This window comes from Achromobacter veterisilvae (assembly GCF_900496975.1).
Taxonomy (GTDB): domain Bacteria; phylum Pseudomonadota; class Gammaproteobacteria; order Burkholderiales; family Burkholderiaceae_B; genus Achromobacter; species Achromobacter veterisilvae.
In genome coordinates, this window is the sequence record NZ_UFQC01000023.1 from 93304 (window position 1) to 99551 (window position 6248).

The window sequence follows — 6248 nt, forward strand, 5'->3', positions numbered from 1 at the left end:
GAGCGCCGCCATGAACACCCAAGCGGTCCTGTCCGCCCGGGGGCTGGTCAAGCGGTTCGGCGGTTTCAATGCCGTCGACGACGTGTCCCTGTCCCTGCGCGAAGGCTCCATCCACGCCCTGATCGGCCCCAACGGCGCGGGCAAAACCACCTGTTTCAACCTGCTGACCAAATTCCTCACGCCGGACGCGGGCGCCATCCACTACCGGGGCCGCGACATCACGGCGCTGGCGCCGGAGCAGATCGCGCGGCTGGGCATCGTCCGTTCGTTCCAGATATCGGCGGTGTTCCTGGGCCTGACGGTGCTGCAGAACATGCGCGTGGCGCTGATGCGCCAGCATGGCGATGGCTGGCGCTTCTGGCGCAGCCGCCGCAGCATCGACCGGCTGAACGGGCGCGCGATGGAACTGCTGGACGCGGTCGGCCTGTCCGCGCTGGCGGACACCACCGCCGCCTTGCTGCCCTATGGCCGCAAGCGCGCGCTGGAAATCGCGATGACCCTGGCGCTGGAGCCGGAAATCATGCTGCTGGACGAACCGATGGCGGGGCTGGGCCAGGAGGACGTGACGCGCATCGCCGCGCTGATCCGCAGCGCGTCGGCCAACCGCAGCATCCTGATGGTCGAGCACAACCTCTCGGTGGTGGCCGACCTGTCCGACACGATCACGGTGCTGGCGCGCGGCGCGGTGCTGGCGCAGGGGGACTACGCCACCGTATCGCGCGACGAGCGCGTCATCACGGCCTACATGGGCTCGGACGAGGAGGCGCACTGAGATGCTGTCGATCAAAGACCTCAACGCCTGGTACGGCGAATCGCACGTGCTGCACGGCGTGAACCTGGACGTGAACCGCGGCGAACTCGTCACCATCCTGGGCCGCAACGGCGCGGGCAAGACGACGACGCTGCGCGCCATCATGGGCATCCTGGACAAGCGCCGCGGCTCCATCCGGCTGAACGGGCAGGAGACCGTGAACATGGCGCCGCACCGCATTCCGCGGCTGGGCGTCGTGTATTGCCCGGAAGAGCGGGCCGTGTTCCGCAGCCTGAGCGTGACCGAAAACCTGATGCTGCCGCCGCGCCTGGCCGAAGGCGGCATGTCGCTGGACGAGATCTACACCCTCTTTCCCAACCTGCGCGAACGCAGCGCCAGTTCCGGCGGCAACCTGTCCGGCGGCGAACAGCAGATGCTGGCGATCGCGCGCATCCTGCGCACGGGCGCCCAGCTCATCCTGCTGGACGAACCCACCGAGGGCCTGGCGCCCGTCATCGTGCAGCAGATCGGGCAGGCCATCCGCACCCTGAAGGAGCGGGGCTTCACCATCGTGCTGGTCGAGCAGAACTTCCGGTTCGCGACCAAGGTGGCCGACCGCCACTACGTCATGGAGCATGGCTGCGTGGTCGATCAGTTGTCGGCGGAAGAGGCGCGCAACGATCCCGAGCGGATCACGCGCCGCCTGGGTGTCTGAGGGGAGAATCCACGTGTTCGAAATTTTCGGCGTGCCGTCCACGGCACTATTCGGCCAGTTGCTGCTCGGCCTGATCAACGGTTCGTTCTACGCCTTGCTCTCGATCGGGCTGGCGGTGATCTTCGGCCTGTTGAACATCATCAATTTCGCCCATGGCGCGCAGTACACCGCGGGCGCGTTCCTGGCCTGGATGCTGCTGAACTACCTGGGCGTGAACTATTGGGCGGCGCTGGTGCTGGTGCCGCTCATCATGGCGGCGTTCGCCATCGTGGTCGAGCGCCTGCTGATCTCGCGCACCTACCGCATGGACCACCTGTACGGCCTGCTGCTGACCTTCGGCATCGCATTGCTGATCGAAGGCGGCCTGCGCCAGGCCTACGGCGTGTCGGGGCTGCCCTACACCATCCCCAAGGCGCTGACGGGAGGCATCAACCTGGGCTTCATGTTCCTGCCCTGGTACCGCGGCTGGGCCGTGGCCGTGTCGCTGGTGCTGTGCCTGGCCGTCTGGGTGCTGATCGAGAAGACCCGCGTGGGCGCCATGTTGCGCGCCGCCACGGAAAACCCCACGGTGGTGCGTTCGTTCGGCATCAACGTGCCGCTGCTCATCACGCTGACCTACGCGCTCGGCGTGGCCCTGGCCTCGGTGGCGGGCGTGATCGCCGCGCCCATCTACCAGGTCAGCCCGATGATGGGCTCCAACCTGGTGGTGATCGTGTTCGCGGTGGTGGTGATCGGCGGCATGGGATCCATCATGGGGGCCATCGTCAGCGGATTCGGGCTGGGCATCATCGAAGGCCTGACCAAGGTGTTCTATCCCGAGGCCGCCAACCTGGCGATCTTCATCATCATGGTGCTGGTGCTGCTGTGCAAGCCGGCCGGGCTGTTCGGCAAGCCCCTGCAGGTGCAGAACGTGCTGGCCGCCGAGGCGACCCGCGAACCGGTCCAACTGGGCCGCCGCGGCATGCGCGTGGCGATGGCGGCGCTGGCGGTCGCGGCGCTGGTGGCGCCGTGGTTCATCTACCCGACCTTCCTGATGAAGGTGCTGTGCTTCGCGCTGTTCGCGGCCGCCTTCAACCTGCTGGTGGGCTACGTCGGCCTGCTGTCATTCGGCCATGCCGCGTTCTTCGGCGCGGCCGCCTACGCCACCGGCATCGTCATGAAACTGCTGAGCGCCACGCCCGAACTCGGCCTGCTGGCCGGCGTGGTGACGGGCGGCCTGCTGGGCCTGGCGTTCGGCGCCATCGCCATCCGGCGCCAGGGCATCTACTTCGCGATGATCACGCTGGCGCTGTCGCAACTGGTGTACTTCATCGCCGTCCAGGCCGGCTTCACCGGCGGGGAGGACGGCCTGCAGAGCGTGCCGCGCGGCAAGCTGTTCGGCCTGTTCGACCTGGAAGGCGTGATGCCCATGTACTACTTCACGCTGCTGGTGTTCGCGCTGGGCTATGCCTTCGTGCTGCGCGTGCTGAACTCGCCGTTCGGGGAAGTGATCCGCTCGGTGCGCGACAACGAGCAGCGGGCCCGCTCCCTCGGGTATTCCACCTCGCGCTACAAGCTGATGGCGTTCACCCTGTCGGCGTCGGTGGCGGGGCTGGCCGGCGGCCTGAAGGTGCTGGTGTTCGGCGTGGCGTCGCTGACGGACGTGCATTGGCACGCCAACGGCGAGGTGGTGCTGATGGCGCTGCTGGGCGGCATCGGCACGGTGTTCGGCCCGCTGGCCGGCGCCTTCACTTTCGTGTCGCTGCAGAACTACCTGGCGCCGCTGGGATCCTGGGTGCTCATCGTCCAGGGCGCGATTTTCGTCCTCTGCGTTCTGCTGTTCCGCGACGGCATCATGGGGCTGGTCGCGCGCGCCTGGCTGGCCCTTACCCGCGCGAAAAAGGAATCCTGATGTTCTTGCATGTCGTAATGCTGCAACTATCCGAAGCCGCCGACGCGCGGTTCCATGACCGGGTCCAGGGCTATTGCCAGCGGATCCTGGCCGAGTGCGATGGGGTGAAGGGATACGCCTTCCGGCCGAACCAGGCCGGCCGCTCGGACGGCCTGACCCACGCCGTGGTGGCGGCATTCGCGGACAGCCCCGCGCACGACCGCTACCAGGTGTCGCCGGCGCACCAGGAGATGAAGGCCTACATGGCCGGCTTCATCGAGCGCCTGGTGGTGTACGACGGGGAAATCCCTACGTTCGCCTGAACGCGCGTGGGCCGCGCCGCGCCGCGCGGAAAGGGATAAACTCGCGAATGGTTTTTCATTGCCGGGCCGCCCCTGGGGGAAACCGCCTCCTTGGGGGGCAGCCCCGTCCACGCAAGCGGGCGCGGCGCCGGGGTAACTTGCTTTTCCGGTTTCCGGTCACGTATTCGTCATAGGTTGAGTGAACATGGACTACGTATTGCCCCCCCAGCCGCCCATCGCGGTTCCCGTTGCCGGCAGCGCCGCGCTGTTCCCGGTGCGCCGTGTCTATTGCGTCGGCCGCAACTACGCCGAGCACGCCAAGGAAATGGGCTTCACCGGCCGTGAAGACCCGTTCTTCTTCTGCAAGCCCGCCGACGCGGTGCTGAGCGTGGCCGACGGCGAAACCGGCAAAATGCCGTATCCGCCCAAGACCTCCAACCTGCACTACGAGATGGAACTCGTCGTGGTGCTGGGCAAGGGCGGCCGCGACATTCCGGTCGACAAGGCCAACGAATGCGTGTGGGGCTATGCGCTGGGCCTGGACATGACCCGCCGCGACCTCCAGGGCGAAATGAAGAAGCAGGGGCGCCCCTGGGAAATCGGCAAGGCGTTCGACCTGTCCGCGCCGCTCGGCCCGATCCACCCGCGCAGCGTCGTCGGCACCCTGGACAAGGGCGCCATCTGGCTCGACGTGAACGGCCAGCGCAAGCAGTCCAGCGACATCTCGCAGATGCTGTGGAACGTGCCGGAGAGCATTTCCTACCTGTCCGGCCTGTTCGAACTCCAGCCCGGGGACATCATCTTCACCGGCACGCCGGAAGGCGTGGGCGCCGTGCTGCAGGGCGACGTCATCACCGGCGGCGTCGAAGGCCTGGGTGAACTCCGCGTCGAAATCGTCTAAAGTACGCGCCGGAACCGTTTCACCACTACAGGAGCGCCAGCATGCGCAGCAAGATCGTGCTGACCGCCTTCGTCGTGTTCGGCTTTGTCCTCGCCGGTTGCAACACCGTCGCGGGCATGGGCAAGGACATGTCCAAGGCCGGCAACGCCATCACCAACGCCGCCGACAAATAACCGTCGCCAGCGATAAAAAAAGCCCCTTGAAGCAATTGCTCCAAGGGGCTTTTCCCTTTGCGGGCAAGGGGTTACAGAACATCCCCCGCGTAGTCGGCCAGGCGCGAGCGTTCGCCGCGCTGCAGCGTGACGTGGCCGGAGTGCGGCCAGCCCTTGAAGCGGTCGACCACGAAGGTCAGGCCGGAGCTGCCTTCGGTGAGATAGGGCGTGTCGATCTGGGCGATGTTGCCCAGGCAGATCACCTTGGTGCCCGGGCCGGCGCGCGTCACCAGCGTCTTCATCTGCTTGGGCGTCAGGTTCTGCGCCTCGTCGATGATCAGGTACTTGTTCAGGAAGGTGCGGCCGCGCATGAAGTTCAGGGACTTGACCTTGATGCGCGAACGGATCAGGTCCATGGTGGCCGCGCGGCCCCAGTCCCCGTTGCCTTCGCCGTCGCCCATGTTCAGCACGTCCAGGTTGTCTTCCAGCGCGCCCATCCAGGGCAGCATCTTTTCTTCTTCCGTGCCGGGCAGGAAACCGATGTCTTCGCCGACCGGCACCGTGACGCGGGTCATGATGATTTCGGTGTAGCGCTTGGTTTCCAGCACCTGCGTGATGCCCGCGGCCAGCGCCAGCAGCGTCTTGCCGGTGCCCGCCTGGCCCAGCAGCGACACGAAGTCGCACTCCGGGTTCATCAGCAGGTTCATGGCGAAGTTCTGCTCGCGGTTGCGCGCGGTGATGCCCCAGACGTTGTTCTTGCCGTGGGTATAGTCGCGCAGCGTGGCCAGCACCGCCATCTTGCCGCTGACCTCGCGCACCTGCGCGTACAGCGGCATCTGGCCTTCGAAGTAGACGAACTGGTTGACGACGAACTGCGAGCACAAAGGCCCGTGGATGCGGTAGAAGGTGGTGCCGCCCTGCTGCCAGGATTCGACGTCCTTGCCGTGCTTGTTCCAGAAGTCCTCGGGCAACTGCATGACGCCCGAATACATCAGGTCCGAATCTTCGAGGACGTGGTCGTTGAAGTAGTCTTCGGCGGCCATGCCCAGCGCGCGCGCCTTCAGGCGCATGTTGATGTCCTTGGACACCAGCACGACTTCGCGCTGCGGGTACTTTTCCTGCAGGGCCCGGACGACGCCGAGGATCTGGTTGTCGGCCTTGCCCATGGGCAGGTCGGACGGCAGGGTACTGTGGATGGCGGTGGTCTGGAACATCAGGCGCCCGGTGGCGTCCTTGTTGCCCAGCTTGGCCAGTTCCAGCCCTTCGTCGAGCTGCGTGGCATCCTGCACCAGCGCGTCCAGCGAACGGCTGACCTGGCGCGCGTTGCGCGCCACTTCCGACATGCCCTTCTTTTGGTGGTCCAGTTCTTCGAGCGTCATCATCGGCAGGAAGATGTCGTGCTCTTCGAAGCGGAACAGCGAACTGGGATCGTGCAGCAGCACGTTCGTATCCAGGACGAACAGCTTGCGCGGCTCGTTCTGGGCGCGCGGCTTGGCGCGCTTGGCGGGCGCGGCGGCCGGCCTGGCCGGGCGCTGTTCCGCGCGCGCGGCCGGCGCC

The 6248-nt window shown here is 66.4% G+C and carries 7 protein-coding genes; 6 read left to right on the top strand and 1 reads right to left on the bottom strand.

Annotation, left to right across the window (positions count from 1 at the left end):
• Positions 1-10: 10 nt before the first annotated feature.
• The 6 genes from AVE30378_RS20610 to AVE30378_RS20635 all read left to right on the top strand — a co-directional run bounded on the left by AVE30378_RS20610 (position 11) and on the right by AVE30378_RS20635 (position 4712).
• Positions 11-772, top strand: coding sequence for an ABC transporter ATP-binding protein (locus tag AVE30378_RS20610; RefSeq protein ID WP_129242795.1), 762 nt, complete (start codon positions 11-13; stop codon positions 770-772).
• 1 nt (position 773) lies between these two features.
• Entirely contained in the window at positions 774-1466 is a 693-nt protein-coding gene (locus AVE30378_RS20615) for an ABC transporter ATP-binding protein (RefSeq protein ID WP_129242796.1), read from the top strand.
• A 13-nt stretch (positions 1467-1479) separates the two neighbouring features.
• A complete protein-coding gene (locus AVE30378_RS20620) occupies positions 1480-3357 on the top strand; it encodes an ABC transporter permease (RefSeq protein ID WP_129242798.1) in 1878 nt (625 codons plus the stop codon).
• Complete coding sequence (locus AVE30378_RS20625) at positions 3357-3659, top strand: Dabb family protein (protein WP_129242800.1); 303 nt, start codon at positions 3357-3359, stop codon at positions 3657-3659. Before AVE30378_RS20620 ends, AVE30378_RS20625 begins: the two co-directional genes overlap by 1 nt.
• 184 nt (positions 3660-3843) lie before the next feature.
• The gene (locus tag AVE30378_RS20630) at positions 3844-4539 is read left to right on the top strand and encodes a fumarylacetoacetate hydrolase family protein (protein WP_129242802.1); all 696 of its coding nucleotides are present in this window, start codon (positions 3844-3846) and stop codon (positions 4537-4539) included.
• Between the two features lie 41 nt (positions 4540-4580).
• Positions 4581-4712, top strand: coding sequence for an entericidin A/B family lipoprotein (locus tag AVE30378_RS20635; RefSeq protein ID WP_042792660.1), 132 nt, complete (start codon positions 4581-4583; stop codon positions 4710-4712).
• 71 nt (positions 4713-4783) lie between these two features.
• Here the strand turns inward: AVE30378_RS20635 and AVE30378_RS20640 are convergent.
• A partial coding sequence (locus tag AVE30378_RS20640; protein ID WP_244235111.1) for a PhoH family protein occupies positions 4784-6248 on the bottom strand: 1465 nt, incomplete at its 5' end.